Origin of the sequence: Psychrobacter sp. D2 (genome assembly GCF_013608135.1) — a bacterium.
In the GTDB taxonomy this organism is placed as follows: Bacteria; Pseudomonadota; Gammaproteobacteria; order Pseudomonadales; family Moraxellaceae; genus Psychrobacter; species Psychrobacter cryohalolentis.
Window position 1 is genome coordinate 85,735 of the sequence record NZ_JACDXZ010000001.1, and the last position, 25,122, is coordinate 110,856.

Annotated in this window: 18 protein-coding genes; 6 read left to right on the forward strand and 12 right to left on the reverse strand. The window is 40.9% G+C overall.

The window, feature by feature from the left end:
- Positions 1–9 precede the first annotated feature (9 nt).
- From H0262_RS00395 to fmt, 4 genes are all read right to left on the reverse strand, one after another.
- Positions 10–1,107: a LysM peptidoglycan-binding domain-containing protein gene (locus H0262_RS00395; RefSeq protein ID WP_226939318.1), complete on the reverse strand. Its 1,098-nt coding sequence runs from the start codon at positions 1,105–1,107 to the stop codon at positions 10–12.
- Positions 1,108–1,443: 336 nt separating this feature from the next.
- Positions 1,444–2,865, reverse strand: coding sequence for a threonine synthase (gene thrC, locus H0262_RS00400; protein WP_181209290.1), 1,422 nt, complete (start codon positions 2,863–2,865; stop codon positions 1,444–1,446).
- Between the two features lie 41 nt (positions 2,866–2,906).
- Complete coding sequence (locus H0262_RS00405; RefSeq protein WP_181209291.1) at positions 2,907–4,481, reverse strand: transcription antitermination factor NusB; 1,575 nt, start codon at positions 4,479–4,481, stop codon at positions 2,907–2,909.
- A 70-nt stretch (positions 4,482–4,551) separates the two neighbouring features.
- A complete protein-coding gene (gene fmt / locus H0262_RS00410; protein WP_181209292.1) occupies positions 4,552–5,643 on the reverse strand; it encodes a methionyl-tRNA formyltransferase in 1,092 nt (363 codons plus the stop codon).
- 279 nt (positions 5,644–5,922) lie between these two features.
- Between fmt and H0262_RS00415 the strand changes: the two genes are divergently transcribed.
- Positions 5,923–8,853 (forward strand): response regulator, encoded by a 2,931-nt coding sequence (locus H0262_RS00415; protein ID WP_181209293.1) that lies wholly within the window; start codon positions 5,923–5,925, stop codon positions 8,851–8,853.
- 137 nt (positions 8,854–8,990) lie between these two features.
- On the opposite strand, the gene H0262_RS00420 is transcribed toward H0262_RS00415, so the two are convergent.
- The 8 genes from H0262_RS00420 to rpmH all read right to left on the reverse strand — a co-directional run bounded on the left by H0262_RS00420 (position 8,991) and on the right by rpmH (position 16,407).
- Entirely contained in the window at positions 8,991–9,662 is a 672-nt protein-coding gene (locus tag H0262_RS00420) for a riboflavin synthase (RefSeq protein WP_181209294.1), read from the reverse strand.
- Positions 9,663–10,034: 372 nt separating this feature from the next.
- Entirely contained in the window at positions 10,035–11,090 is a 1,056-nt protein-coding gene (ribD, locus tag H0262_RS00425; protein ID WP_181209295.1) for a bifunctional diaminohydroxyphosphoribosylaminopyrimidine deaminase/5-amino-6-(5-phosphoribosylamino)uracil reductase RibD, read from the reverse strand.
- A gap of 101 nt (positions 11,091–11,191) precedes the next feature.
- Positions 11,192–11,650, reverse strand: a complete 459-nt coding sequence (nrdR, locus tag H0262_RS00430) for a transcriptional regulator NrdR (RefSeq protein ID WP_011514769.1) — start codon at positions 11,648–11,650, stop codon at positions 11,192–11,194.
- A 93-nt stretch (positions 11,651–11,743) separates the two neighbouring features.
- Positions 11,744–13,180, reverse strand: coding sequence for a tRNA uridine-5-carboxymethylaminomethyl(34) synthesis GTPase MnmE (mnmE, locus tag H0262_RS00435; RefSeq protein WP_181209596.1), 1,437 nt, complete (start codon positions 13,178–13,180; stop codon positions 11,744–11,746).
- A 245-nt stretch (positions 13,181–13,425) separates the two neighbouring features.
- Positions 13,426–15,120 carry a membrane protein insertase YidC gene (gene yidC, locus H0262_RS00440; protein ID WP_011514771.1) on the reverse strand — a complete coding sequence of 565 codons (1,695 nt, stop codon included), beginning with the start codon at positions 15,118–15,120 and terminating at the stop codon, positions 13,426–13,428.
- A gap of 218 nt (positions 15,121–15,338) precedes the next feature.
- Positions 15,339–15,713: a membrane protein insertion efficiency factor YidD gene (yidD, locus tag H0262_RS00445; RefSeq protein ID WP_181209296.1), complete on the reverse strand. Its 375-nt coding sequence runs from the start codon at positions 15,711–15,713 to the stop codon at positions 15,339–15,341.
- Position 15,714: 1 nt separating this feature from the next.
- On the reverse strand, positions 15,715–16,086 hold the full coding sequence (gene rnpA, locus H0262_RS00450) for a ribonuclease P protein component (protein WP_181209297.1): 372 nt from the start codon (positions 16,084–16,086) through the stop codon (positions 15,715–15,717).
- Between the two features lie 186 nt (positions 16,087–16,272).
- Positions 16,273–16,407 (reverse strand): 50S ribosomal protein L34, encoded by a 135-nt coding sequence (gene rpmH / locus H0262_RS00455; RefSeq protein ID WP_007394757.1) that lies wholly within the window; start codon positions 16,405–16,407, stop codon positions 16,273–16,275.
- Positions 16,408–17,064: 657 nt separating this feature from the next.
- On the opposite strand from rpmH, the gene dnaA reads away from it, so the two are divergent.
- The 5 genes from dnaA to H0262_RS00480 all read left to right on the forward strand — a co-directional run bounded on the left by dnaA (position 17,065) and on the right by H0262_RS00480 (position 25,043).
- Positions 17,065–18,510, forward strand: a complete 1,446-nt coding sequence (gene dnaA / locus H0262_RS00460; RefSeq protein ID WP_181209298.1) for a chromosomal replication initiator protein DnaA — start codon at positions 17,065–17,067, stop codon at positions 18,508–18,510.
- Positions 18,511–18,670: 160 nt separating this feature from the next.
- Positions 18,671–19,846 (forward strand): DNA polymerase III subunit beta, encoded by a 1,176-nt coding sequence (gene dnaN / locus H0262_RS00465; RefSeq protein ID WP_181209299.1) that lies wholly within the window; start codon positions 18,671–18,673, stop codon positions 19,844–19,846.
- A 166-nt stretch (positions 19,847–20,012) separates the two neighbouring features.
- On the forward strand, positions 20,013–21,221 hold the full coding sequence (recF, locus tag H0262_RS00470) for a DNA replication/repair protein RecF (RefSeq protein WP_181209300.1): 1,209 nt from the start codon (positions 20,013–20,015) through the stop codon (positions 21,219–21,221).
- A gap of 500 nt (positions 21,222–21,721) precedes the next feature.
- Positions 21,722–24,337, forward strand: coding sequence for a DNA topoisomerase (ATP-hydrolyzing) subunit B (gyrB, locus tag H0262_RS00475; protein WP_181209301.1), 2,616 nt, complete (start codon positions 21,722–21,724; stop codon positions 24,335–24,337).
- A 124-nt stretch (positions 24,338–24,461) separates the two neighbouring features.
- Positions 24,462–25,043, forward strand: a complete 582-nt coding sequence (locus H0262_RS00480; RefSeq protein WP_220432352.1) for a manganese efflux pump — start codon at positions 24,462–24,464, stop codon at positions 25,041–25,043.
- Positions 25,044–25,122 lie beyond the last annotated feature (79 nt).

A 25,122-nucleotide genomic window follows, 5' to 3' on the forward strand; every position in this document is an offset into this window, starting at 1 on the left:
AAGGCAGGGTTATAAATAAGGAGGTGGCAACAGCTGATCACCAATGCTCAGTGGCAGCTCAGACTCAAGCACATAAGCATAACTGATATTGTCAAAACTATTGAACACCATCACCATACCGCTTGGCTCACTCGGCAAACGTACCGGTGTATCATTGTCCTTGATATCACGTATGACTGCGCCTTTTTGATAAACAGTCAACACATCACCCGGCTTCGCACCATGTATGCGACCCAAGTTAATTGCCACCACACTACCTTTGGCAGCTGAGCTGATAGAATCCATCACACGAACAATCATACCACCGCGATTAACGGTTGCAGGCGTCGGATAAAAGACTGGTGGGATAGCATTGTCTAATTCAACAAATACTCGATCGCCTTCACGAACTTCTTTACCGTAACTGTCGATAAGCTGCAAGCTCGTCACGCCATTGGTTGCCGTAGACGTAACCAATCCCGTTGCCACTTGTGTGACTTCTAAACCAATGACTTTTTGCGTTTTTGGCTCGATATACATCTCGCCTTCACGGTAGATACCATAACGTTGACCTACAAGCAGTGGCACGCCTTTGGCATAAACCTTGTCACCACTAGCCGTAATTAAATTACCTTTTTTAGAGGCTAGAATATAAGGCGTGGTATTAAAATCTTGCGGATTAACAATCAGTGTCTTATCAAGCCAATGCTGAATGGCAGACCAAGGAATCGGCGGAATGCTATTGACAGCAGAGGTAACAGCGACTGTCGTAGTCACCACATTGCCTGTTAACTGTTTTTCAATCCCTGCACAACCCTCGCCCGTATCAACGCCGATCAGAGTTTTACCTTGTATGACGCATAAAATCAAAACGTCGTTAGGATAAATAAGATGAGGGTTTTTGATTTGCTTATTGGTCGCCCAAATCTCTTTCCAGCGCCATGGACTATCCAGATAACGTCCTGAAATATCCCACAAAGTATCGCCTTTTTTGACAATATAGCGATTGGGCGCATCCGCTTTAATGGTCGGCGGCGGATTATTAGCGTGGGCGGTGCTCATCAGCATTGCACCACTAAAGGTTGTCACCAATAGCGCTTTTACGATATTTTTTAAGCTCATCTTCATGGTTATATCCACAATATGTAACGCTGGTAGCGCCATAATCAAGGCTACTTAAGTTGACTTATTTTACCTTTATTTAAAAATAACAACAAAGAATTAAGGAAAAATAAAGACTTATAGCACCTTATCATAACGTCTATAGAGCAGCTATTCAGTGTTAGTGACTGATATGAGTGACAGGTATGATTGCTAAAAAAGCGTCTGGTAAACCGATGACCTACCGACGCATTTTCTAATATTACAATTATATCCACCATAACACAATCATAAACACTTTTTTACAATAGCGTAACCTTAGACTGGATATTCATTTTAACAACTAAATAAAAATAAAATCGACTAGGCAGGATTTGGCGTGACCTGTTGACGAATTTGCTCAGCAACCAACTTAGCCTCATTATCAAGTACCACCACATATTGCGGTAAGCTCTCTAAACCTTCGGTATGGGCTGGACGAGCAATATCTATTTGACCTATTGCTTCAACAATCGTATCGGCAAACTTAACAGGTAGTGCTGTTTCGGCACAAACAATCACTTCGCCTTCGCGCTGTAACTCTTTAGCAACTTTGATACCATCAGCGGTGTGCGGATCAACCAGCTCTCCATGCTGCTCATAAAGCGCTTTAATGGTTTGCAGGCGGTCATTATGGGTCGACTTACCTGCAGCAAAACCGTAGCGAGTATTGACCGCTTCCATCAAATCAGGCAAATCAAAACCTTGACCAGATTTCACACCTTCAAATAATTCATGGACGCGGGCGCTATCTTTATCTAATAACAAATAAACAAAACGCTCAAAGTTAGAAGCTTTAGAGATATCCATCGAAGGACTTGAAGTAATATAGGTTTTGGCAGTCGGACGCGGCTGATAAGCACCTTGATTAAAAAAGTCGTTCAGTACATCGTTCTCATTAGTCGCGACGATTAGACGATCAACTGGCAGACCCATTTCTCGGGCGATGTGACCAGCACAAATATTACCAAAGTTGCCTGATGGCACACTAAAACTAACCTTTTCGTCGTTACTTGAAGTCACGGCAAAGTAAGCTTTAAAGTAATAAACAATCTGCGCTAGGATACGTCCCCAATTAATAGAGTTAACCGTGCCTAAGTTATAAGCTGCTTTAAATTCTGCATCTTGTTGTAATGCTTTGACGATATCTTGGCAATCATCAAACATACCGTCGATGGCAATATTATGGATATTTTTATCAGTCAGGCTATACATCTGCGCGCGCTGAAATTCGCTCATTTTGCCGTGCGGTGACAGCATAAAGACTTCGATATTCTCTTTGCCGCGTAGCGCATATTCTGCTGCACTGCCTGTATCGCCACTGGTTGCACCAATAATAGTAATACGTGCGTCTTTTCTTTTAAGCACATATTCAAAGGCGTTGCCCAAAAACTGCATGGCAACATCTTTAAATGCCAGCGTAGGACCATTTGATAAGCCTAAAATGTATAAATTATCTTCAAGCTTGCGGACAGGGACAATCTCATCAGAACCAAATATATCAGCGGTATAAGTGCGCTCAATAATGTCTTGCAAATCAGCCGCAGGAATATCGGTCGCAAAGCGCTGCATAATCGCCATCGCAAGCTGTGGATAGCTCAGCGCGCGCCACTCAGTAAGCGTCGCATTATCAATGTTGGGATAATGCTCAGGCAACATCAAACCACCGTCTGGTGCAAGACCCATTAATAACACATCACTAAAATCCATCGGCGCTGTCTGACCACGGGTACTGATATATTTCATTAGATTGTCCTGTCTACAATGAGATGATTAATTAAAACAGTTTATTCAGCGGTTTTGTGCAGTAAGGCATAATAAAAACCATCGCCGCTCTCGCTATCTATTGGCAAGCACTGACGACCAATCGCTTGTTCGATACCCCAATTGCAATCGTCGCTAAATTCAACGGCTGCTACATTATTATAATGAGTCATGAAATCCTGCATCTGTTCGACGTTCTCTTGCTTTAGGATAGAGCAAGTAACATACAACAGGTAACCGCCAACCTTAAGTTGTGGCCAAAGGTTGTGCAAGATATCGGCTTGCAAAAGTGCGGTTTGTTCGACGTCTTCTTCAGTACGCAAGATACTGATATCAGGATGGCGACGAATCACACCAGTCGCCGTACAAGGTGAGTCTAGTAATATAGCGTCAAATACGAGCTTGCTCTTTTTCTTACCCGCCCCTTGCCATGTGGTCGCATCAGCACAGACAATATTAAGCTCAATATTTTTCTCAGCTTGCTGCAAGTCGTGCTGACTTAAGTTTAAGCGCTGTAAATTAGTATGAATACGCTCGATACGTGGCGCTTCATTATCTATCGCAGTAATCTTAACTTTCGAAATCACAGGCGACGTTTCAGCATCGTCTTGTTTCACGTGAAACAATGAAGACTCGTCTGAACTGATTAACTCTAACCAATGAGCAAGCTTACCACCCGGCGCGGCACAAGCATCTAAAATGCGGATCTCGTTGTTATTGGTGTCTATATCGCCGTCTGCATCATCGCTTTTAACAGTCAGTTTATTAAGTAAAGCGCTATGGATAAGCGGTGCTGCAAGCTGAGCATGCATGTCTTGTACACTAGCCGCACCTTCAGCGAATTGAGGTAAGGCATTGACTGCCGTGCTTTGGTGTAGTCTAAGACCTTTGGTTACTATACTATTAGATGCGGCTGCATCCGATGAGTTGGGTAAATTAAAACCACTCGTTAGCTCAACCAAATCTGCTTCAACTTCAAATTCCACCAATGCTTGCTGATAATCCTCTACCGAGGTAACCGCTGTATTCACGCGTAAAAACATCGGTGCAGGTTGACGTAAACCCTGCATCAGATCGTCATACTGCTCACTCCAATCTTGCTTGAGCTGATAGGCAAGCCAATTCGGTAAGCTGTGTTTTTTATCACATTTCTTACGGAACTTACTTGGGTTCTTAGCGACTTTACGCAAGATGGCATTGATTAAACCCGTCGCGTGCGCAAATTCGATTTCTTTTGCTGCTTCAACCGTTTCATGAATTGCCGCATGGTCAGCCACTTGCAAATAGAGCAGCTGTGTCAAACCCACTTGAATAGTCGTACGTACTTCTTTTTCATCAATCGAGTTATCAGCCAGACTATCGAGTAGACGCTCAAGGGCATACCACTGGCGCAACGTCGTTAGCAATAACGCATGAGCAAAACCTTTATCCCCATCATGCAGACTATTTAGTAACGGATCAAGGACGCTTGCAAGCGACTGACCATTTTGAATAGCCAGTAAAGTACGAATGACGCGAACGCGAACGCTACCATTCATGATAAGGTTGCTTGATGGTTTGAGCTTGTTATTTCTTGGTGCAGTGCTGGTTTGTCTCATTAAATTGAATTTCCTTGACGTCTAATAGTTAGCGTCTTGTGCGATTTGGATTAGGTATATCTAAATGAAATTATTTTGTCTCTTTACTAAACTGGTCGCCGTCATTGAGTTGACTGCCATGACAAATTTGTTCAGCGCTCACAGGTTTGCTACCTGCAAACTGTAGCTGAGTGATCGCTAAAGTACTGGCTTGCGGCGTATTAGCGTCTATATTAATATCAATATTATCGTTATGACCACAAGCGACTAAGATTGCTTTGCGCCCAACGCTAATAACTGTACCTGCTTGTTTATCGGTTGGTTGCGATGCATTCACAGGTAAACTGGCTAAAATTTTGACACGCTGACCTGCTAAAAAGGTATAAGCACCAGGCCAAGGAGTTAAGCCACGAATTTGTCGTTCAATCACAGTGGCAGACTGCGTCCAATCAATTTCACCTTCAGTTTTGACTAATTTTTCAGCATAATTGGCTTGGCTGTCATCTTGTACTATAGCCTGAGCTTGATAGTGTGGTAAATCTTGTAGCACAGTAATAATGGCAGTCGCACCAAGATCAGCCATTTTATCATGTAGGCTGGCAGCCGTATCATCAGACTCAATACTAGCACTGACTTTATAAAGCATGTCTCCAGTATCAAGCCCTTTATCCATCTGCATAATAGTAATGCCAGTCTCGCTATCACCAGCCAATAATGCGCGGTGAATAGGCGCTGCACCACGCCAGCGTGGTAATAATGAGGCGTGGATGTTTAAGCAACCATAAGTCGGCGTATTCAAGACACCAATAGGAAGAATCAACCCATAAGCAGCAACAATCATTACATCGGGTTGATAATCTTGCAAAGTTTGCCTTGCTATTACCCCTTCTACACTTGATTTTTTAAAGGTCTCTGGCTGCTCAACAGCGATATCATGTGCCAATGCTACTTGCTTGACCGCAGATGCCGCCAGCTTTTGTCCGCGGCCAGCTTTACGATCAGGCTGACTATAGACCGCTACAATACTGATATTCAATGCCTGTTGCTGCTTGATTAATGCCTCAAGACTCACAGCGGCAAACTCAGGCGTGCCAGCAAATACCACTCTTAACGGCTCTGTACACGTCGGTTTAAAGTTATCATTATTAAGAGATACATCAGGAGTACAAGCAAGTGTGGTCATAGTTTAGGCAATATTAATAAGTAATAAAGCTATTATAGGTGAGTTTGTGGCGTTGTGCCATGATTGTAATAGCCACAATCAAGCGCTACTAATGCGTCTGATTATCTTTATAATAGCAATAAGATTCAGTCTCATTTTTCACATTGTCATATACTAGCTAGCTATCAATATTGTTTATTGCTTTGTTGTAGGCTAATAATAAAGAATATAGCAGTAAAATCTAACGAAACCATTTTAAATTTACTGTGTATTATTATGCCGACTTAGGGTCATGCCTTTATGCCACAATTTCAGTCTCTGCAACGCCTGTTGGCTTTCTATACTTTGACATTACTTGCCATGTTGTCATTGTATTATTTCATCATGTTTCATGAGATGAAGAATGAGAGTAAGCAGCACAGTGTAGAGACGTTTCATACCCTGCAGTATCAGATTTCCGAGCTTAGTAATCCTATAAACCCTGCCGTTAAAAAGATAGTAGAGAAGCCTTTTTTGGCAGGAATCAGTTATCAGCTTATTTTTATGATGCCCTCCGGCCAAACTTTCATTTACCATCAGACTGAAGCTGATGAACCTGAATTTACGGGGATTATGTTTCCAAGTATTGAGACTTCGCTATTATCAAATAAGAATACTCATAGCACCTATACGTTATCCAACGATAAACTAGTCGGAACCATCGAGCTTAAAAGCGGCCATAAATTTTATACCATTTTGCGTCATAAGCCGCTCAATATTAACTGGGTATCTTATCGCTATTGGTTGCCTTTAATGACCGCCATCATGTTTTTTACTTTGGCACTACTATATACCTTAAAACGCCGCGCCAATTGGGTACAGTTACTGCTTTATACCGACAACTTAAGCAGTCATGCAAAAGAGGCGTATACACCACCACCGTTTGTCAGCAAAGAATCTACGCCTGAGTTTTTGCAATTGGGTCATGCACTTAGTCGTATCAACTATCAATTGCATAACAATCATCGTCATATTACCACTCTAAAGCATCGCCTAGAGCGTTTGGTTGATCACGCCCCACTACCAATGCTAATGGTTATGAGACAAGGTCAAATTAGCTTCTTTAATCAACGTTTTGAGCAAGTATTCTCTACTGCCTTTCAAAATGACAGCAATTATAAATTAACAGATTTTGTTTTTACTGAAGATGAATCTACCCAGCTACTGCTGCAACAACTAGAAAATCTTCGTGTTACGCGTACGTTTATGGTATATGGGCTGGCTAATAAAAAAGCTTATCAGCTACATATTACCCCGTGGTTTGGTGAGCATGGTCAGGTTCACGGTTTTACCGTATTACTGAATAATGTAAATGATTTGATAAGCCAAAACGAACAGCTGCAGCAACAAAATATAGAAATACAGCGACAACTTGATGAATTTAATGCACTCAAATCAACGATGGGTCATGACTTACGGCTGCCATTAGAGGCTATGATTGATACTTTAGAACCGATTGATACTAGCGTTTTGACTGTCAAAGAGCACCAGATTGTCAATACTCTGATTGAAACCAGTCATGCTATGCTTATTATGCTCAACGAGATGCTGGATATAGGGGAGATAGAAGTTCGAAAAACTCGTTTGAATATTGAAACTGTCGACATTTATAAAATGGGGCAACATGTCAGTCATTTAGTCACAAAAGATGCGAGACAACATGGGCTTGAATTACTATACTTTTTCACGCCTGATTGCCCTCGCCTCATCGATACCGACCATAAACGTCTGCAGACAATCTTACGTAACTTACTGGATAACGCTATTAGATATACCAGTTCAGGTTACGTTGTACTGACGATTGAAGCTGTGAATACGGAACAACTATCTGCCAAAAATACCCTTCTGGTTAATGATTTAGTGAACGGTACAACTAATAAATTAGTGCCTGATAATACCAACAGAAAAACAAACCCAGCGCATGACTGGGTTCGCTTTAGTATCCAAGATAGTGGCATTGGCTTAGAGACAACCCAGAGAGATAAACTTCATAGTTATTTTAATCAAACAGCTCAACTAGGAAACACACAATTAGACCAGTCGAGTTACTCGCAAAAAGCCAGCCAAATTCATACTCAAGTCAGTCAAGCAGATGTAGGACTGACAACTGCTCATAGTTTTGCTAAATTATTGGGTGGTTTTATAGATTTACATAGCACACCTGATATTGGAAGTACCTTTGATCTTTATCTGCCTTGCCAAAATCCAAACTATCAACCCATCTACCACCTCAATCAGCAGTTAACGCGATTGCATCTTATTGCCATCATCAATCAGCCACTTGCCGCTGAACATCTAAAACGCCTATGTACCCATTTATCTATAACAGTCACTATTTTTACATCTACTGATAGCGTGACCCTACAGCAGCTCAACGACGAACTGATGCAAAACCAGCGTACACTCGCTCCAATATTGCTCCTCGACTACGATTATTATGAAAGCATTACGCTTGCTTTATCTAATCAATCAAATATGAAAGATGAAAAAGGCATCCATGCCAATATGGTAGAGGAACAAATAAAAGAAGAAGATTTAGCAAATACGTTATCTAGCAATATTGACAGACAGCATACATTAAATCACTTATTGGCTAATGTATCACTACCAAAGATATTACTAAGTATGAAGTCTGAGCGCCGCATCGCTTCTATGCTACTAGATAGATGTGATGGATTTTTAACCAAGCCGCTAGATGTGAATTTACTGCTCTCTGAGCTACTGCGCTTAACACTTCCTACCAGACAGATACTCATACAAGCAGCAGATATTAAGTATAACGACAGCGTTGTAGTGTCAGCAGATAATAGGTCTAATGAAATCATCTCACCTCTGATTTTAGTGGTAGAAGACAGTCCTACCAATCAAAAAATTGCCTGCAAAATGCTCGCCAAACTTGGTTATCGTAGCGTGGTGGCAGAAGACGGTCAGCAAGCATTAAATATACTGCAAGCGCAGCGTCAAGAGATTGATCTTATTCTGATGGATTGCCGGATGCCAGTGATGGATGGATTGCAAGCAACTCAGGCAATTAGAGCGCAAGGCGATGATATTCCTATCGTTGCACTTACAGCCAACAATACTGAAGAAGACCGCTCAGCGTGCTTAAAGGTAGGTATGGATGAGTTTTTAGCCAAACCTATTAATAAGGATAAACTACAAGACGTCTTAACAGCACTGATTAAACCCTAAAAAATACTACTAAAACTCATAAAGGATGTTAGTGATCACTTACACAAAACCATGCCAAAACAAGATAGCTTCCATACTTCTCACTTACTGCTAATATAAAATTTGCAGCAAGATAAAACTGTTGTTTTAAATATGACTTACTTCATAAAGCCATTATCTGCTAAAAAAGCTTCAGTAATATTGCTTTGCGGGCTAATATTTGCAGTGTCTTCCTGCGACTTATTTAATAAACGCTCCAAATACCTAGCCACAATATCTACCTCCACATTGACCTTGTCTCCTACCAACCAATGCTGTGCAATATTGGTCACTTGAGCTGTATGCGGAATGATATTGAGTGAAACAATATTATCACGCACTAAGTTAGTCGTGAGGCTAATACCATCAAGAGTAATAGATCCTTTCGTCGCTGTATAATGCGCCAGCTCTTTTGGTATCTCAATTTCGATATATATAGAACGTGCATCCTTTTGCAACTTACTAACGACCCCTACTCCATCGACATGACCTGCGACAATATGCCCACCAAAACGTGTAGTCGGTAGCATTGCCTTCTCTAAGTTGACAATATGCCCCGGTTTCAAATCTTCTAACGCTGTTCGCGCTATAGTTTCACGTGAAACATCAACGGAGTAATGATTACGACCAAAATCTACAACCGTAAGACAGATACCGTTAGAAGCTATAGAGTCTCCAAGCTTCACATCGCTAAAATCTAAGCCATCAGACTCTATAGTCAAGCGAATGTCGCCGCCTGTAGATTGCATCGACTTAACCTTTCCCACACTTTCTATAATTCCGGTAAACATATCAACCTCTTCTCATTATTTTATTGTCGTTATACATAGCTTTTCTGAGTAATAAATGTGCTATATCACATATATTTCGGGATAAACTGTGGATAAGTGAGGGATAACACTTACCTATAAGCTTAAAAGCCTTAGTTATTAACAAGTTATCCACAATTAATATTGTTTTCACTCAATATTTTTATATCTAATCACTATAATACAAGTAATTGATTTTACTACAATTTATTTATAAAATTAACATTTAACCAAAATCAAAAGTTTCATGTGGAACAAAGTTATACACAGTTTCATGTGAAACTAATATTAGTAGTCATTATTTATGCCTAACCATCATATCTTGCATTAAGAGTGTGGATAGATAATTAACAATTAAATGGGTAATAAGGTCAATTTCAGATCAGAACCAAGCTGTTCATGACATTGAATATCAAAACGCAACTGCTGAGCTAGCGATAAGGGGTTAATGTCAACCATCGCTCGCGCTTTTTGCCCTAACAGACATGGCGCTTGATACACAATCAACTCATCTACCAATTGCTGTTGTAAGAAGCTACCAGTAACACTGGCACCTGCTTCTATCAATACGTCATAACACTGATACTCAGTGACTAATACCTTTAATAACTCTCTTAAATTATCTTCACACCAATACAGGGTATCTGGGCGACGACATAACTGATAATCAGACTGTAGATCATGGTTTAAACGACCTCGTCTATCAAGTATCACCACTTTAGGATGTGGAACCTCTTCAATTGCTATACCTAGTTGGTTAGAGCGTACATTTAACTGAGGGTTATCGACAATAACCGTTTCGCTACCAGTAATGATAGCCCCACTTTGCGCACGCAGTTTTTGCACGTCTTCACGAGCGGCTGGACCTGTAATCCACTTTGATTCACCTGTCGCCATCGCCGTACGACCATCAAGGCTGGTCGCAATCTTAAGCCTGACATACGGCATTTGGGTACGCATGACCTTTAGAAAGCCTTTATTTAACGCTTCTGCTTGCGTTGTTAATACACCAACGCTCACAGCTATACCCGCTTGTTCTAACAATTTCACACCGCGACCTGCGACCTGTGGGTTTGGATCTAGCCCAGCAACAACAACTCGTATGACGCCAGACTCTATCAGTGCTTTTGCACAAGGCGGCGTACGACCCGTATGACTACAAGGCTCTAAAGTGACATAAGCGGTAGCACCAACTGTTCTTATACCAGCATCTTTTAGAGCAAATACCTCAGCATGCGGCTGACCGGCTTTAGGATGGAAGCCTTGACCGACAACTTCCTCTGCTTGAACAATGACACACCCTACAGCAGGATTGGGTCGAGCGGTATACAAGCCAAGCTTTGCTTGCTCAATAGCAAGCATCATAAAATAGCGGTCTTTCGCATCTTGAGAATGGTCTGAATTTGACATAAAAAAGGGCTTAATAAATAATGAGGGGTTATTATCAATGGTTTCATGAAGTAGCATAAAATTATAAGCTTAAGAAAATATCAAAAGCCTAACGGTCATGCTTATTTTTCATTAGGTCGTATATTGGCAATCTCTTGATGAAAAGCATCAATATCCTGAAAGTCACGGTAAACACTAGCAAAGCGCACATAAGCGACATCATCAAGCGTTTTAAGCTCACTCATAATGATTTCGCCAAGCACTTTACTGCTGACCTCACGTTCACCCATTTGCCGTACACGCTTTTCAATCCGGCTAATCATCCCTTCTTGCTCATCGATAGTGATAGGACGTTTTTGTAGTGGTAACAAAATTGAGCGTCGTAGTTTATCATTATCATAAGGTTCAATCTTACCGCTGGACTTGATAATACGAGGCATCACCACTTCGACCACTTCAAAGGTAGTAAAGCGTTCTTGACAGCTATTACATGAACGACGGCGGCGCACTTGCGCACCTTCAGCAGCAAGACGCGAGTCGATTACCTTTGTCTCTGACGCATTACAATAAGGGCAATGCATACGGCTTTCCTTGTCTTTATATGAAGCACTATTAAACGAGTCATAATCCTACCTTTACAGCTACATCATTCAAATTTATAACCGTAAATAAGATTACTTACCAATGCAAAAACTGCCAAAAATCTTGCCCAACAAATCATCTGCACTAAATTCCCCGGTAATTTCGCCCAGACTATGCTGAGCTTGACGCAAACTTTCAGCGACTAACTCACCCGCTTTAAAGACGGTTAGCTGCTCATGAGCTTCTGCTAAATATTCAGCCGTTCTTCTTAACGCATCTAGATGACGCGTACGAGCTATCAAGCTATTTTCGGGTGGATGAAACCCTACTTTGGCACACAGAGTTTCGACTAAATCATCAATACCTGCGCCTGTTTCACATGAAACATTAACTTGCTCGTAACCGCGATTATGAATCTCTTGTTGCGAAATAGAGGTTATTTCTTTGCTGCTATTATTGTTTAATAAATCACTTTTATTAGCGATAATTAACAAGCGCTTGGCTTCTGGTAGCTCGCCAAATAGCTGCTCAGCGAGCTGTAATGGGGTACTTTCTTCTTCAAGATCACGGGTTACATCATAAACCATTAACAGCATATCTGCCTGAGCAATCGCTGTACGCGCGCGCTCAATGCCGATACGCTCGACCGTGTCTTCTGTCTCGCGCAGGCCTGCCGTATCAGTCAAGTGTAGCGTCAAACCATTGAGGACAACGGTTTCTTGTAGTGTATCACGCGTTGTACCCGCCACATCAGTGACGATAGCACGCTCTTGACCAGCTAGGCGATTAAGCAAGCTTGATTTACCAGCATTAGGTCTACCTGCCAATACCACATGAATACCATCACGTAATAATTGTCCTTGCTTAGCAGTCGCCAAGACCTGCTGGATTTTTTCTTGTGTCTGTTCAAGCTTACCTTGTATGACCCCATCTGATAAAAAATCAACGTCTTCTTCATCAGGAAAATCGATGGCTGCTTCAACATGCAGACGCAGATGAATTAACTGCTCAAGTAGCTGATTAATCTTTTGTGAAAACTCGCCGCTGAGTGACCGAATAGCACTGCTAGCAGCGGCGGCGCTGGTAGCATCAATCGCATCTGCAATGGCTTCTGCCTGTACCAAATCCAACTTATCATTATCAAAGGCACGATAAGAGAACTCTCCAGCGCTGGCTTGTTTTGCCCCTAACTCAAACACACGTGCCAACAACTGATTTTGCAAAATCATGCCACCATGACCTTGCAGTTCAATCACATCTTCGCCGGTAAACGAGTGCGGACCCTTAAAATACAGCACCAACCCTTCATCGATGACCGTGCCATCTGCTTGATAGAATCGGCAGAAGCTCGCCATGCGCGGTTTAAATGCTGATTTTCCTGTCAGTGTACAAGCAATGCTATACGCACGTGTGCCAGACAGACGAATAACCCCGACCCCACCCCGTCCAAGCGGTGTAGCAATAGCTGCAATGGTAGGTAGACTCGAAAAACCGAGATTTTTTGATGACTCAGGGGCGGCTAACGCCAACTCTTGGGAATCCACAAGTACTCTCAATAACTAAAAACCCCATTATAGACGGCTTAACGCACACTGACAAAACAATCTTTAAAGAGCGCAATCTCCTCATTGTAAGTCTTTTCCAATATCATCTAGCTTGGCTGTAGCGACTATGGCGTAGTCTTAAGTAGGTATTCATACCAGATATGACATTAAGAGCATAAAAAAACCACCGCCGTAACGATGGTTTTTTAAAACTATAAACTATTAAATGATTAATCCAGTACCTTAACCGTACGAAGCTTTTGCTCTTCTTCTACTTTTTTATTGACGATATATTGATGCGTCATACTAAATAAGTTATTCACAGTCCAGTATAGTACTAGACCTGCTGGGAAGAACAGCATGAACGCGGTGAAAATAATCGGTAAGAACTTCATTACTTTCGCTTGCATCGGATCAGCTGGCTGTGGATTAAGCTGCTGCTGGATAAACATCGATGCACCCATTAATAGTGGCAAAATAAACCACGGGTCCATCGCTGATAAATCCTGAATCCATAAGATCCACGGTGCATGACGTAGTTCAACACTCTCAACCAGTACCCAATACAAGGCTAAGAAAATCGGCATCTGCATCAGAATCGGCAAACAACCCGCCATTGGATTGACTTTTTCTTCTTTGTACATTGCCATCATTTCTTGTGACATTTTCATGCGATCGTCGCCATGCTCTTCTTTTAATGCAGCAAGGCGCGGTGCAATCGCACGCATCTTCGCCATCGAGTAATAGCTCTTGTTTGAAAACCACATCAATGCCAGCTTCACTAAGATAGTCAATAGAATAATTGACCAGCCCCAGTTACCGATGACTTTATGAATGCCATCCAAAATACCAAACAATATCTTTGATATTGGCCATAACAGACCATAATCGACCGTCTGATTTAACCCTACCGCTACATCCTTAAGCTCAGATTGTACCTTTGGTCCTGCATATAGCGTCGCATTTAAGGTTACTTGCTTGTTTGGTGCAACATTGACAGGCTGACTGTTAAAACCGATAAAGTAATCATCACCTGTTTCGCGGCTAAAGAATTTACCAGTAAAGTTTTCAGGCGTCCATGCTGACACAAAGTAATGCTGTACGATGCCAACCCAACCTTTATCACTGGTTGTGGTCAATTCACCATCATTAAACTTACCAAACTTCAGCTTATTATAGGGATCATCGGGTGTACCCCAAGCGCCGCCCAAATAGGTTGCCATACTAAGCGCACCTTTATCAGACATACCGGGATCCTTACTATCATCACGCTTTAGCTGCGCAAACATCTGACCTTGCCATGCCGCTGTAGAAGCATTTTGAATCTTATAGCTGATATCAATAGGATATTTATCGTGAGTAAAGGTAAAGGTCTTAGTGACTGTCACGCCATCTTTTTTATACGTAAGCGGCACTGATAACGTTTGCTGGCCTTTTTCCATCACGTAATTGTTAGCGGTATGGCTGTATTTGGCACGACCTTCTGCGGTATCGATACCATTTTGACCAATCAGACCAGACTGAGCCACGTAAACGCGGTTACTGTTGTTTTCTAGCAATACAAAAGGCTTATCGCTATCAAGGGTCGCATCATACTGCTTTAGCGCAGCATAAACGATGTCACCGCCTTCTGGATTGATTTTGATGTCATAACGATCAGTAGTGACTGTGATTAGTCCTGCATCAGTAGCAGGTGTAGCAGTCACAGCGCTATCAACTGTACCGTTGTCGACAGGTAGCGTCTGTACTGGAATATCACCTGCTGCACCGCTAGTAGAAGGAATATCGGCTCCTACTGAAGCTGCAGTTTCTGGCACCGTGTCTACAGCTGGGGCATCTGCATAATCATCACGCCATGCCAAAATCAGCAGATAAGCGGTGATTAACATCGCAATGATGATCATCACCCGAAATATCTTTTGCATAAACCTTTCCTAGATTAAAAAATTAGGGAATAAAAAAACTAGGGCATGTGTTATGACCACCACACAGCATTGGCCCATATAGTGAACGGTAATGTCAGTAGTCAATCACATAAAATGTTCATCATTTTACTAAAAAACGATTCTAAATGATACCAACAGTGTGGATAACTTGTGGGTAACTAGGTAGATATATAGAAACGCTTAGTAAAGCTTACGTCTTAGGTCAATTTCATCATATGATTTAGGCGAGTAACATAGCCATGATTATCTCGATAAACATAAAAACCGTGAAACTGTCCATGAGCTACTAGATTACGGGATAAGTATTGATAACGATAAGAAGCCAAAGGTAGAGGCACAAAATCAACTCCATGTCCGCCTAATGGATGACAGCGACTAATGCGTTTTAATAATAGTAAACTCCCATTCCAAACACCATACCAAGCTAGAGCTTGCTTACCATAGTTTGAACAGGTTGGATAATATCGACACCGAGCAGGTAATATGGGACTTATTATTTTTTGATAAAAAGCTAATAAATTATATAATAAATTATATAAGTATTTATTTATTATTTTTATAAACAAATTCATATTATTTTTTTTCTATTTTTTTAAAAATATTAATTATTTCCATTTTTATTTCTTTATTACTTAAGCCTTTAACAGAGTTTTTAACGATAAAAACAATGTCTTTATTTTCTAAACTAGAAGCTTTTATTCGAAACTGCTCACGTATTTGACGTTTGATTAGATTTCGCGAAACTGCCGTAGGGACTTTGCGCTTGGTGATCGCCATACCGACTCGTGGCTGCTCATGAGTGTTAGTACGCACAAACGCCATCAGATGGCTCTGATGTAGCTTACGCTCAGGCGCGTCAAAGACCTCACGAAAGGCTGCAGGCGTGAGTAAACGCTGCTCTTTAGTAAAGCGGGCATTTAGTGTCGTTGGAGGAGTATTAGACATAGTACAACCTAGTATAAGAGATGATAACGATAGTAGAAATAATAACAAAATATAGAGACAAAAAAAGCGCCGATGTGGGCGCTTTTAATATATGGCTAAGTGTCAGTTGTGATGATTGACTATCGCAATCTATAAATAATAGAAACACAACAAGCACTATGAGCCATGCTTATCGCAATCTACTGATTATACAGTAAGGCGATGACGTCCTTTAGCGCGGCGACGAGCTAAGACCTGACGGCCTTTTTTAGTTGCCATACGAGCACGGAAACCGTGAGTACGTTTACGCTTGATCACGCTTGGTTGGAATGTACGTTTCATAACTCACCTATCAAAATAATGGACTAAATTCGTAATAACGGAGGATTATATCATTGCATAGGATGTGGGTCAATAAACTATTCACTACGTTTTAAAGCAGCGTGATATCGCTCTTCGATTTTTTACTTTTTGTAGAAAGCTGATGAGTTTTTTAAAACTCATCTAAGAAGTTAGTCATCCTCTGCGTACTTGATAAATTCACTACTGTAAATCTTATTATCTAGTTTGAAAACAATTTGTATTATTGGCGATGATTTTTAAAGTTATCCACATTTTTGATCCATTCTTATAATAATTAATTGATTAATATATATAGATATTGTTGTTATTGGGGTACTGTTTTTCTGTGGTTAAGTGTTAATTTTCTTTTATAATCAAAGATTTAAGCTATGGGTAACCCTGTGTATAACCTGTGGGTGGAATATGGATAACTTAATATTATTACTTATACACAAAAATATCCACAGGCTTATCCCCAGAAAACAAGGTTTTATCCACAGGTTATTTGTGGTAGATTACTCCCCTATAAGATATAAGATGTTAGTGTACTTTGTAATAGGTTGCTTAACGTAAGCCTCAACGCCTTTTTAGACCTAATTCGATCTATTCTTACAATAAAAAATGCTAATACTTTGAACTATAGGGCTACTGATATTCATGATAGATACAGCAAACATTTGGGATAAATGCCTAAACGACCTACGTTATCATGTCAAAGATAACGTGTTTACCATGTGGTTAAGGCCATTGTCAGCTCATCAAGAAAACAACACCTTAATCATTCTTGCACCTAATGATTATTTTGTAACTTACATCAAAAAGAACCACTTAGAGGATATTCAGCAGCTGGTTGCTAAGCATAGTCAGGGAAGTATTGAAGAAGTTATTGTACGTGTTGATAACGCTGGTCGCGATATCGATGATAGTAGCTCGCTGCAATCGGGATCATTATTCTCAGAAGATAACCTCTCCCCTACCCCTTCAAATCATGATTTTGAAACGATTCATCATAATAATGCCAAAGCAGATATCGATGCCAATATGCGTCATGCGGAAGCCGTTGACTCTGCTGATGCGAAATCCTTAAATTATTTAAATCCTGATTTTACCTTTGAAACCTTTGTCACAGGTAAGTCTAATAACCTTGCCTATAAGGCATGCTATGAGCTTGGTAAACGTCAATCAAAAAACCGTCACAATCCTTTGTTTATATATGGACCTTCTGGTTTAGGAAAAACCCATTTAATGCATTCAGTAGCACATCGCTATTTAAAAAATAATCAAACTTTTTATTATTTCACTTCTGAAAAATTTATTAATCAATTGGTTTATTCATTAAGAAATAATAAAATAGAAGACTTTAAAAAGAAAATAAAAAAAGTAGATTTGTTAATAGTAGATGATATTCATGTATTAGCTGGAAAGACTAAAAGTAGTAATGAGTTTTTAACATTGTTTGCAGATTTCACCAGTGGTGATAAACAGCTAATTTTGGCATCCGATCGGCATCCCTCACAGATGACCGAATTTGACGAGCGCTTTAGATCTCGTTTTTCTTGGGGCTTAACGGTCGCAGTTGATCCGCCTGAAATTGATACGCGCGTACAAATCTTACAAAGGAAAGCCGCCTCTTATGGAATGAGCCTTCCTAAAGAATGTGCATTATTCATCGCTCAAAATGTTGTTTCTAATGTGAGACGTTTGGAAGGCGCTTTAAATCAGGTATTTGCCAATGCTAACTTAACCGGCGCCCCTATTACCCTTGAAATGGTGCAATATGCCTTAAAAGATATCGTTGCCATGCGCGTACAAGCGGTCAATATGGATAATATTCGTAAAGTGGTCGCTGAATATTATGATGTGACGATTAAAGATATGCTCGGTCGCAAGCGTACGCGTAGTATTGCTAGACCTCGCCAAATAGCGATGGCACTATCACGAGAGTTGACCAGCGAGAGTTTTCCTGAGATTGGGCAGTCTTTTGGAGGACGCGACCACACAACAGTGATGCATGCTTGTGATAAAGTGAATGAGCTACGTGCCGCCGATCCAGCGTTTGACAAGGATTACAAGACCTTAGCTTTGATGCTGCAAGCTGGTTAGAAGGCTCTACTATCACTATATTTTAGTAGATAGATATGGTTTATAATGTTGAAAACGGGCGTATACAGACCCCTAATAGATTATCGTCAGTAGACAGGGTATATTAAGTCAATATTCTTTATTTTTATAAAAAGAATCAATCAAATAAGAGTAACTAAGCATGCAATTATCGATTAATCGAGAGTCGTTACTAAAAGCCATTAACTTGATCGCCAAGGCTGCTGATAAACGCCACAATATGGTTATCTTGGGTAATATCAAGCTACAGCTATTTGAATCAGAGCTTGTTTTGACAGCTTCTGATTTAGAAGTAGAGCTGACATCGACGTTGAAATTGCCTGCTGGAGCTTGTGTTGAAGCAGGTACAACGACATTGCCTGCCACTAAATTAAGAGATATCTGTAAATCTTTACCCGCTCAAGCACAAGTTACTCTGATAACTCAAGAAAACCAACGTTGTTTACTAACCAGTGGCAAAAGTCGTTTTACCTTAGGTACATTGCCTAGCGAAGACTATCCAAGTTTGGGTAACCCTGAAAATATCACGCCATTGACGATTAGCCGTAGTCGTCTTATTGATTTGATTCATAAGACCCAATTTGCGATGGCGATTCAAGATGTCCGTTATTATCTAACGGGTATGCTATTTGATGTATCACAGCAGCAGTTAACGACGGTTGCAACCGATGGTCATAGACTGGCATTAGCACGTAGTGTTATTGAAGTCAGTGCTGATTTAAGTATGCAGGCTATCTTGCCACGTAAGGCTGTAATTGAGCTTGAGCGTTTGGCTACCGAGCTGGGCAAAATGCTTGGTGATAAAGACAATGCCGTCACGTTGAGTTTCGGTCGTGAGTTTCTGCAAGTGAGCTTACCATTTGGTGATGTGGATAGCGCAGGTCAGGTCAGTCAGGATTTGATGGTGACTTTTACTGCGCGTCTGATTGATGGTAAATTTCCTGACTATCGCCGTGTGATGCCTAGCAATACGGACAAACTTGCTCTATTTAATCAAGAGAAAATGATGGATGTGCTGCGCCGTGTCGCGATTTTGAGTAATGAGAAGTCTCGCGGAGTAGTCTTTAATTTTGCCAGTGATGGTATGGTAGAAGTACGCGCCAATAATGCAGAGCAAGATGAAGCGGTGGAGATGATTCAAGCTAAGTATCAAGGTGAGCCGATGGAGTTGTCCTTTAATGCTGCTTATCTACAAGACGTGCTAGGTGTCATCCAAGGCGACTTGCAAATGCATATGAGCCAGTCAAATGCGTCAGTATTGGTTAATCAGTTAAATGATGAGTTTCATCAGTACGTTATTATGCCAATGCGCATATAATCTATTCTTTAAATGATAGATAATTAGGGTTGAAAGTTATAATTGTTATGAATTTTAACCCTCATCATATCGATAATTTCAAGCTTCCAAAGCTTAAAATCTTATATTTTAATTAAACTTTTGCCTGCTAAAATACAAGCAAGATTTATAGGCGGCTGTCGGTATTATGATTGAACGTCTACAAATCTCTCACTTGCGCAATTTAACGCACATCAATTTATCGCCTGCAGCTTGTAATGTTATTATCGGCGTTAATGGCAGTGGTAAAACCTCGTTACTTGAAGCTATATTTTTGTTATCAAGAGGCAAAAGTTTCCGTCATCATCAGCCTAAACGCTATATCCAACATTATCAAGAGTCTGCCACTATACATGCTAATCTCAATGACAGCCGTACCTTAGCTATCCAAAAGAAAGCAGATGCAACGACTATTCTGCGTTTAAATCAAACCACCGTTTACAACCAAAGCATCTTGACCGAGCAGCTACCAACATTGCTTATAGATCCATCAACGATGGACATGCTAGAGCAGGGTAGTGCCAGTCGTCGCCAACTATTGGATTGGTTAGTGTTTCACATGAAACAAGGCTTCCACCCCCAGTGGGTTGCTTATCAACGTCTTTTAAAACAGCGCAATAGTTTACTAAAGCAACGGCGTCATTTGACTCAGGTTCAGCTCGCTGAGCTTAAAGCTTGGGATAAGGGGCTGGCCAGTCATGCAGCGCTGATTCATCACTACCGTCAAGCTATATTTGAAGCTTGGCAGCCTTATTTTTCTAAGAGCATTGCACAGTTATTGCCTGCTTATGCTGAACACTTGAGCTTAAGCTACAATGCGGGCTATGATACTGGTATAGCGCTCGACATACAGCTTAATGAACGCCTAGAGCAAGATTTGCAGTTGGGTTATACCCGTATTGGTAACCATCGTGCTGATATTCACGTACATTGGCGCTCGATAGGCTCAAGACAGATAGCTGATGAAAATCTAAACCCACCTTTATCAGCGGATCCGACTGTTAAACTGCCTATTTTAAAAGAGCAGGCAGCTAATATTTTATCTCGTGGAGAGAAAAAACTGTTGATTACGGCATTGCGTTTATCACAATTACCATTGTTGCTTAATGCTAAAACTAATAGCGAGCTATATAACAGTGACGCTAAATTAAGTGCTACACCAGTAGTATTACTAGATGATATTACTGCAGAGCTAGATGATAAGGCGATAGAGATTTTATTATCAACATTAGCACAGCTACCATGTCAGGTATTTGTGACCAGTTTGACAGACAGCATTTTACCTTTAATACATAAATATTGGGAAAAATCTCAAGTGTTTCACATGAAACAAGGAGCTGTTTTATCAGCTCAGTAGCTTTTACTAGGGTACTGATATCTGCGTTATTAATCCTTATTTTATGTCCTTAAGCACCCTTCCCCTTGCATATTTTACCCTCATTCTATACCGCATTCTGATACCTAGAAATCGTTCCCTAAACAGTGACTTACAGGCAAAAAAATGCTAAAATAGAGCTTTATTTTTGTCCTATTCTTAGCAAGTTATCTTACCGTTTTATATGGATCTTTATTATTGGTTGTAAGTACTTAAGTTGTTGATAATAATTAATTTTTATTCAATATTTTTAAATTTCATAGTTTTTAGAATAATCGCAGTATGGATCAAATAGAGTATGCAGACCTGACATATTTTTCAATCTGGTTTTTTGCCTCTATATTATTTTCTAAAAAGCTTGGGCCAACCTTAATAAAGACAGTATATGACTACAAAACGATATTATAGATAGCATCATTAAGTATCACCACTGTGGTGAGCTGATGATAAACAGCTGATAATGGCTAGATCAAGGAATGCACATGAGTGACTCATTACCTACCGACCACCAGCAATTAACGTCAGACAGCGCAGTTGAGACTATTGCCGCCGCTGTCGCTCCTGAGGTATTACCCTCTGATTACAGCTCGAAAGACATCCGAGTACTGCGCGGACTAGAAGCGGTGCGCGTGCGTCCTGGTATGTATATTGGTGATACCGATGATGGTACCGGCTTGCATCATATGGTCTTTGAGGTGGTGGATAACTCTATCGATGAAGCGCTTGCTGGTCATTGTGATCAAATTGATATCATTATCCACGAAGATGAATCTGTCAGCGTGATGGATAATGGTCGCGGTGTCCCTGTTGACATTCATCCAGAAGAAGGTGTGTCTGCCGCACAGGTTATTATGACGGTACTGCATGCTGGTGGTAAGTTTGATGATAATAGCTATAAAGTTTCTGGCGGTCTGCATGGCGTTGGCGTTTCAGTCGTTAACGCCCTATCCAAAAAGCTTGAGATGAATATCTGGCGTGAAGGTTATCATTATCATCAGACTTATACTGATGGTGTGCCTGATGGCGATATTCAGCAAATGGAAGCGACAGATCAAACTGGCACACAAATCCGTTTTTACCCTAGCAATGACGTATTTACTGGTACTATTTTTGAATATGATATTTTAGCCAAGCGTTTACGTGAGCTGTCATTCTTAAACTCTGGCGTACGTATTGTTTTGACTGATGAGCGTATTGATAAGCGTCATGAGTTTGAACACAAAGGTGGATTATCAGAGTTTGTCAGCTATATTAATGCTGGTAAAGATGGCATCAATGATGTGTTCCATTTTATCAGTAATCAAGATGATGGCATCAGTGTCGAAGTGGCGTTGCAGTGGACAGATACCTATAACGAAAAGGTGTTTTGTTTTACCAATAACATTCCACAACGCGATGGCGGCACGCATTTATCTGGCTTCCGCTCAGCACTCACGCGTTGTTTGAATACCTATATGGATCGTGAAAATCTCTTCAAAAAAGAGAAAGTGGCTGCGACTGGTGATGATGCCCGTGAAGGTCTAACGGCTATCGTATCTGTCAAAGTTCCAGATCCTAAGTTTTCAAGTCAAACCAAAGATAAACTGGTATCAAGTGAAGTAAAATCTGCCGTCGAATCAGCAATGCACGATAAGTTTAATGATTATCTGCAAGAAAATCCGAGCGCTGGTAAATTGATTGCCGGTAAAATCATTGATGCTGCTCGTGCTCGTGATGCTGCTCGTAAAGCGCGTGAGATGACGCGTCGTAAGACCACATTAGATATCGCAGGTCTGCCGGGTAAATTGGCAGATTGCCAAGAAAAAGATCCTGCATTATCAGAGTTATATATCGTGGAAGGGGACTCTGCTGGCGGTTCAGCCAAGCAAGGTCGTAGCCGTAAAACTCAAGCGATTTTGCCCCTAAAAGGTAAAATTCTAAACGTTGAGCGAGCGCGTTTTGATAAAATGTTATCGTCACAAGAAGTCGGTAATCTAATTACTGCACTTGGTTGCGGTATTGGTCCTGACGAATATAATCCTGATAAAGTTCGCTATCATAAAATCATTATCATGACCGATGCGGACGTTGATGGGTCGCATATTCGCACTTTACTATTGACCTTTTTCTTCCGTCAAACGCCTGAATTGATTGAACGTGGTTATATTTATATTGCTCAGCCACCGCTTTATAAAGTCAAAAAAGGTCGTCAAGAGCTGTATCTAAAAGACGATGAGGCACTTAAAGCGTATTTATTATCTTCAACGATTGATAATACTAGGCTGCATATCAGTGCTGATGCTCCTGCGATTACTGGTCAAGCGTTAGAGACTTTATTAAACGACTATAATCAAACGCAGCTTATTAAAGCGCGCTTGCAGATTCGTTATCCAGCCGTGTTGTTAGATGCGTTGACTCATACGCCAAAACTTAGTACTGACATGACATATGATAAAGATGCAATGCAAGCGTGGAAAGACACACTGCAGACTCAGCTTGAGCACTTTGGTAGTGACTTAAGTCCTGAGATTGAGCTGGTGAATATCCATGCACCGCAGCCTAAAAACATGGATGCCGCTGCCGCTGATTTATTGGGTATGAAACCTGTCGTTGCCGTTGAAGAAGGTGATAGCTTTGATGCCGAAGCAGTAGCACCTAAAGCACAATGGCTGCCACGTATTACGGTCTATGTGCATCAGTTGGCCCATCATTACTTGCTCGATGCCAGCTTTATCAATTCGGGTGAGTATACTAAGCTGCTGCGTTTATCAGCTGAATGGAATACCTTGCTTGATGAAGATGCTTTTATTCGCCGTGACGCAACAGCGGGTACAACCAAAGACATCCCAATACGTGACTTCGATTATTTGTGGCAGCAAATGATGCTGGACGCGCGCCGTGGTCTAGCGATCCAGCGCTATAAAGGGTTGGGCGAGATGAATGCCGATCAGCTGTGGGATACTACCATGGATCCTGAAAACCGCCGTATGCTGCGCGTCAATATTGAAGATGCTATCGCAGCGGATCATATGTTCACCTGCTTGATGGGTGATCATGTAGAGCCGCGTCGTATCTTTATCGAAGAAAATGCGTTAACGGTTTCTAATTTAGATATCTAAATGGCATAATATTGTGAATCAATGAAAAACCACCGCTTTGGCAACCAATGCGGTGGTTTTTTAATATTAAGCTTGTTTCACGTGAAACTTAATTGAATAAATGCTTCAAATAATGGATATAGAAATGATCGAAGTTATTTTACTTGCTATAGCATTGGCAATGGATGCGTTTGCGGTATCAATTGGTTTAGGCGCTAAGTCCCAAAAACAATCGTCCGCTTATGTTTTACGTTTAGCGGTTTATGCAGCACTGTATTTTGGTATCGCACAAGGCGTGATGCCACTGATAGGGTATTTATTGGGTGCAGTATTGCTAGGCTGGTTGGCAACTGCTGCCCCGTGGCTTGGCGGTGGTATCTTGATTTTACTTGGCGCTAAGATGTTATATGAAGCGTTTAATGGTGAGGTTGAAGCGGTATTAGAAGACAGTTTTGAGAGAAATATGCAAGAAAAAATCAATCATCGCATGATGTTTACACTGGCTATTGCCACCAGTATTGATGCCATGGCAGCAGGATTTACTTTAAATTTACTGGCACTTAATGCGTGGTTAGCGTGCTTCATCATCGCTATTGTCACTGCTGGATTTGGCTTTTTTGGTATCTATTTAGGTAAGTCTTCGGGAACGTGGCTTGAGGATAAAGCTGAGATACTTGGTGGATTGGTATTGATAGCCATTGGTATAAAGGTTATGTTTATCCGTTAATAAGCACCATTATTTGGATTAATTCTCTACAATAAAAAGCACCCCTTTGATGATCAAAGGGGTGCTTTTTTGTTTCACG

Coding starts and splice junctions, on each gene's coding strand:
- H0262_RS00415 (WP_181209293.1), top strand. CDS start 5,923: ATGCCACAATTTCAGTCTCTGCAACGCCTGTTGGCTTTCTATACTTTG.
- H0262_RS00480 (WP_220432352.1), top strand. CDS start 24,462: ATGATCGAAGTTATTTTACTTGCTATAGCATTGGCAATGGATGCGTTT.
- H0262_RS00420 (WP_181209294.1), bottom strand. CDS start 9,662: ATGTTTACCGGAATTATAGAAAGTGTGGGAAAGGTTAAGTCGATGCAA.
- fmt (WP_181209292.1), bottom strand. CDS start 5,643: ATGACCACACTTGCTTGTACTCCTGATGTATCTCTTAATAATGATAAC.
- H0262_RS00405 (WP_181209291.1), bottom strand. CDS start 4,481: ATGAGACAAACCAGCACTGCACCAAGAAATAACAAGCTCAAACCATCA.
- recF (WP_181209300.1), top strand. CDS start 20,013: ATGATTGAACGTCTACAAATCTCTCACTTGCGCAATTTAACGCACATC.
- yidC (WP_011514771.1), bottom strand. CDS start 15,120: ATGCAAAAGATATTTCGGGTGATGATCATCATTGCGATGTTAATCACC.
- dnaA (WP_181209298.1), top strand. CDS start 17,065: ATGATAGATACAGCAAACATTTGGGATAAATGCCTAAACGACCTACGT.
- thrC (WP_181209290.1), bottom strand. CDS start 2,865: ATGAAATATATCAGTACCCGTGGTCAGACAGCGCCGATGGATTTTAGT.
- H0262_RS00395 (WP_226939318.1), bottom strand. CDS start 1,107: ATGAAGATGAGCTTAAAAAATATCGTAAAAGCGCTATTGGTGACAACC.
- yidD (WP_181209296.1), bottom strand. CDS start 15,713: ATGAATTTGTTTATAAAAATAATAAATAAATACTTATATAATTTATTA.
- nrdR (WP_011514769.1), bottom strand. CDS start 11,650: ATGCATTGCCCTTATTGTAATGCGTCAGAGACAAAGGTAATCGACTCG.
- rpmH (WP_007394757.1), bottom strand. CDS start 16,407: ATGAAACGTACATTCCAACCAAGCGTGATCAAGCGTAAACGTACTCAC.
- rnpA (WP_181209297.1), bottom strand. CDS start 16,086: ATGTCTAATACTCCTCCAACGACACTAAATGCCCGCTTTACTAAAGAG.
- ribD (WP_181209295.1), bottom strand. CDS start 11,090: ATGTCAAATTCAGACCATTCTCAAGATGCGAAAGACCGCTATTTTATG.
- gyrB (WP_181209301.1), top strand. CDS start 21,722: ATGAGTGACTCATTACCTACCGACCACCAGCAATTAACGTCAGACAGC.
- dnaN (WP_181209299.1), top strand. CDS start 18,671: ATGCAATTATCGATTAATCGAGAGTCGTTACTAAAAGCCATTAACTTG.